Annotated in this window: 4 protein-coding genes; all 4 read right to left on the reverse strand. The window is 55.3% G+C overall.

The window, feature by feature from the left end; all coding sequences use genetic code 11:
* Positions 1-654 precede the first annotated feature (654 nt).
* Genes ABF287_RS09255 through ABF287_RS09270 form a run of 4 tightly spaced genes read right to left on the reverse strand, consistent with a single transcriptional unit; the run spans position 655 to position 4,499 of the window.
* Complete coding sequence (locus ABF287_RS09255; protein WP_347184724.1) at positions 655-1,035, reverse strand: carboxymuconolactone decarboxylase family protein; 381 nt, start codon at positions 1,033-1,035, stop codon at positions 655-657.
* A gap of 40 nt (positions 1,036-1,075) precedes the next feature.
* On the reverse strand, positions 1,076-2,527 hold the full coding sequence (locus ABF287_RS09260) for an aldehyde dehydrogenase family protein (protein ID WP_347184726.1): 1,452 nt from the start codon (positions 2,525-2,527) through the stop codon (positions 1,076-1,078).
* The gene (locus ABF287_RS09265) at positions 2,515-3,615 is read right to left on the reverse strand and encodes an aromatic ring-hydroxylating dioxygenase subunit alpha (RefSeq protein ID WP_347184725.1); all 1,101 of its coding nucleotides are present in this window, start codon (positions 3,613-3,615) and stop codon (positions 2,515-2,517) included. The genes ABF287_RS09260 and ABF287_RS09265 overlap by 13 nt, the downstream gene beginning before the upstream one ends.
* A complete protein-coding gene (locus tag ABF287_RS09270; protein WP_347184727.1) occupies positions 3,612-4,499 on the reverse strand; it encodes a MurR/RpiR family transcriptional regulator in 888 nt (295 codons plus the stop codon). The genes ABF287_RS09265 and ABF287_RS09270 overlap by 4 nt, the downstream gene beginning before the upstream one ends.
* Between the last annotated feature and the right edge of the window lie 36 nt (positions 4,500-4,535).

Below are 4,535 nucleotides of genomic sequence, written 5' to 3' on the forward strand. Positions count from 1 at the left end.
AGGCTGCTGTCAGACGAATGAGAACTCGCATCAGATTGCTAGCGCAGCCTGAATCTATGCGCTCAATAGTTGGCGCCACTCAGCAAGAGCAGCGGTGCGGTTTAGCTTGAAATTGGTGCGTGTGTAGAGATGTACATCCAAACAAAATTATCCCCGAATGAATTTACAACGCTAATACTAAAGGCCCGTGGTCCGAGACGCGGGGCCTTATGATTGGGGGGTGCGGTCTATAGTTCTGAATCTCAAACTTAGCGATTAGGCACGGTAACCCTCATCCACAGGTCCACGGACCGCGGCCCGAGCAAAACTAACCAACGCTAATTAGGCTCAGGTAACACTGATAGTGCGTCGGAGGTGCCTGGTCCTATGCCCACGGCCCTTGGCTCCATGTCTGTAAGTTAGATATTGGGCTAGAGCAGTCATTCATTCAAATTGCAGCGAAGGGCTTCTTTGAGCCCAACTTGTGAATTCAATTATCATGCTGCATGCGCTCACAGCACAAGCATTGCTGCGCAAGCGAGTTGGCGATGCCGCCTTGCAGCGCGAAAAGCGGTCATTCAAGCGGGCTCCAGCCTTGATCAGTTTCCGATTGCGCCTGGCCATGAACGCAGTGTTCGCGATTTGCAGAAGCAGAATTGATACGAAGTCGTAGCGTCAGGCCTCTTCAAGAACTTTTCGGGCGACGCGAAAGCACTCCAACGCCTGCGGCACGCCGCAATAGATGCCGACGACGTGGATAATTGCGCGGATTTCGTCCGATGTGACCCCGTTGTTAATCGCTCCACGGCAGTGAATTTCCCATTCATGCATTTTCCCCAATGCCCCGATCATCGACAGGTTCATCATGGACCGTGTCTTGGCATCGATCACATCGTCGCCCCAGCCAAAGCCCCAACACCATGCGGTCATTGCTTCCTGAAACGGCCGCGTAAAATCATCCGCGGCGGCGAGGTTCTTTTCAACGTAGGACGCGCCAAGTGTGGCTTTGCGTTGTTCCAAGCCCTTTAAAAAAAGATCTTCGTCGAATGCACTCATGTCTTAGCCTTTCAATTTGATCGGGTCATTTTCTGCGCGCTCAACCAAGCTTGATCGCGACGTTTTTGGTCTGTACATAGTTCCAGAGGGCTTCGCGCCCTTTTTCACGGCCGTAGCCCGATTTGCCATAGCCGCCAAACGGTGTTTCAACCCCGCCAGCATACCATTCATTAACGAACACCTGACCCGCCCGCAGCTTACGAGCTGCCGTCGTCGCGCGATCAAGATTGCGCGTGAAAACGCCGCCGACGAGACCGTAGGGCGTTCCGTTTGCGATCTTAATCGCGTCTGTATCGGATGAGAATTTCAGGACGGACAGAACCGGCCCGAAGACCTCCTCGTTTGCGATGGTCATATCGGGGGTGACGCCTGTGACGATTGTGGGTTCAAGAAACGCACCAGGAATGTTCATCTTGCGCCCGCCTGTGACGACTTGTGCCCCTTCGCCTTGCGCTGCCGTAACAATCTCTGCTGCGCGGTCGCGCTGTACCTCGGAGACCATTGCGCCCATTGTCGGCCCAAAGTCGGGTTGGTCGATGCCGGGCTTGACGGTTAGTGATTGCGCGACACCGACCATGCGTTCGACCAGTTCGTCGTGAATGCTTTCATGTGCGATCACACGGCTCATGGCAGAGCAAACTTGCCCCGCGTTGAAATAGATGCCCCATCGCACGTCAGTCTCAAATGCGTCCAGATCGGCATCGTCATGAACGATTGCAGCAGACTTTCCGCCCAACTCCAACACGCAAGGCACGACATTTCTGGCAGCAGCGGTTGCGATGGCGATACCAGTTGGAACCGATCCTGTGAACACAATCTGGTTGACGAGCGGGTGGGTCGACAGCGCTGCACCCGCGTCGCGCCCTAGACCGCACAGGATATTGACCGCGCCTTTGGGTAGGCCAACGGCCTCGGCCGCAAGAGCCATCCACGCGTTGCTAAGCGGGGTCAGTTCAGGCGTTTTGATCACGCAAGCATTGCCTGTTGCAAGAGCCGCCGACAAAGATCGCGCGGTCATTTCAATGGGGTAGTTCCAAGGGATAATCTGGGCCGAAACACCAAAAGGTTCATATGTCGTGAAGTCAAAGTAGCCTTTGCCAAGCGGGATCGAGCGCCCTTCGACCGTTTCCGCTTGATTGCCATAGTATTCGAAATAGCGAGCGGCGCCTTCAACCTCTATCCGCGCTTCCCACAGGGGTTTGCCTTGCTCGAGCGTCAGCACTTGCGCGATCTCGTCAATATGGTCGATCAGATAGCGGCCCATGGCTTGCACCATGCGCCCACGTTCAACTGGCCGCAGATCGGCTAGTGCGCCTGATAGATGCACACGCTGGGCGGCCATCACGGCGCGGTCAACATCGCCTGCATCCGCAAGCGACTGTTCCGCAATCTTTTCCCCAGTGCCGGGGTTAAACACGTCGATCCGCCCTGCGCCGCCATCAACCCATGTGCCGTCGATGTAGTTTTGCCAGTAAGTCTTCAAGTTGCCGATCCTTTGTCGCAACCATCTATCGCATCGCGCATCCACTTTTGCAGGTGCATGACGGGATGTTCAGAATTCACCCCACCGCAAGGATCGATCACCAGCGGGCCGGGCCGATACCCGCGAGAGCCGAGCCCGCGCTGCACGCTTTCGACAAGGTGAATGTCTTCTTCCACGGTGGTTGCCCGATCCTGCTGCGCGAGCTTTCGAACCTTTTCATCGTCAATTCCACCGACCGAGTACCAGCCTCTCCAGACGACCACATGACCCGCATCGATTGCGCGCCAGTGATAGGTGTTCAGAACATTGCCCGGATAGACTTGGAACGAAAACATCGGCCACAAGAACCAGCTGGAATATTCGTATTGATGCGCAAAGCCAGAATTGACGTCATAGGTCATATTCTCGAGGTTTTGACATTCGGTTGTGTGTCGCAGACACTTGCCTTGCGGTTGAATGTCGTAGGTTTCAGGCTTGACCACCCCATTCGAGAAGGTCGGATGGTTTAGCGAGCAGTGATAACACTCCGAGTAATTCTCGACCGAGACCTTCCAGTTGCAGTTTTCGGGGATAGACACCCATTCCAGCGGCTTCAATTCCGCCCAATTGGGCACCCATTCTTCCAGTTCGGCGCGGGCATTTGGAAACCACTCTTCCATCGGGGCGGCGTCTGGGTCGAGGTTTACAAAGACAAAACCAAGGAATTCCTCTGCGCGGACCTCGCTCAGGCACACTTCAGATTTGTCAAACCCTTCGACGGCCTTAATGTTGGGGCCAGCGCGCAATTCGCCCGTCAGCTCATATGTCCACGCATGATAGGGGCAGACCACAACCCGCGTTGTGCCTTTTCCCTGCACCAACTGATGCGCGCGGTGCTGGCACACATTATAGAAAACCCGAATTTTTTCGTCGCGCCCGCGAATGGCAAACAGGCTCTCGCCCCCGATTTCAAACGTGGCATAATCGCCGATGTCGGTCAGTTCGGAGGCATGACACCCGAATTGCCACGTCCGCGCCAACAACCCTGCGGTCTCGATCTCGAAGACCTGCGGATCGGTATAATAGCGCGCTGCCAGTGATCGAAGTGGTTTTGTCATTTGTCCTCACTGTAATACATGCCAAGTTCATGGCGTCTTGCGTGAAACCGCGCCACGCGTTCGGGAATTTCGTCACTTGCAACCGAAATGACAAAGGACAGTAGCGTTTCAAGTAACGCGATGATGCTGACTGACGAGGGAAAGAACTGCGGTGTGTCAACTGAAACGACAAACCTGTGGTTGGCCATCCGAATGATCGGGCTGGCTGGGCTGTCTGATAGTGCCACGATGACCATGCCCTGTTCACGGGCGATGCGAACGGCCTCGACCACCTCTGATCGATAGGGTCTGCAGGTGATTGCAATCAGAACGTCTTGGCCGTCGGCCCATGCCAAATCATCCACTGGCGTTGATCCGGGGCGAGGAATAGCATGAAACTCGGTCATCCCCGTTGAAGCAAGATAGGTGAAATTCCGCGCCACAGAGTTGTTGACGCCAACCCCAAGTGTGAAAACCCGTCGCGCTGCCCAAATCGCCTCGGCTGCGACTTTCAGGTCCCCTGTTGAAATATTGGCAAAGGTTTCTTCGATGTTGCCCAGCACGTCGCGCACCATATCTGCGTAAAGCCCGCCAAGGTCGCCTGTTTTGCGGATTTCTTGCAACCAGCGCGCGCGATCAGGGAAGTCTGCAGCACCGCGCCTGATAGCTTCGCGAAAGGGTGCGCGGAAATCCTCGTAACCTTCAAAGCCGACTTGCCGCGCCATACGCACGACCGTGTTAGGTTTGACGTTTGCCGCCTGCGCGATTTCGCGCACAGTGGACACCCCTACGTCACGGGGGTTCTCCAGCACATAAGTTGCAGCCTTGCGCGCTTCAGGTGTCAGCTCAGGAAGCTCGCCTGCCAGACGCTTGAGAATCGTATTTGATACATTTGTCCCATTCATGATTGACGATGGTACTGTTGTCCGATTAGCCTGTCG

Origin of the sequence: Pacificibacter sp. (assembly GCF_039769035.1) — a bacterium.
Lineage (GTDB): Bacteria > Pseudomonadota > Alphaproteobacteria > Rhodobacterales > Rhodobacteraceae > Celeribacter.

Excerpts from the sequence above, each read along its gene's own strand:
- ABF287_RS09270 (WP_347184727.1), bottom strand. The coding sequence starts at position 4,499 with ATGAATGGGACAAATGTATCAAATACGATTCTCAAGCGTCTGGCAGGC.
- ABF287_RS09255 (WP_347184724.1), bottom strand. The coding sequence starts at position 1,035 with ATGAGTGCATTCGACGAAGATCTTTTTTTAAAGGGCTTGGAACAACGC.
- ABF287_RS09265 (WP_347184725.1), bottom strand. The coding sequence starts at position 3,615 with ATGACAAAACCACTTCGATCACTGGCAGCGCGCTATTATACCGATCCG.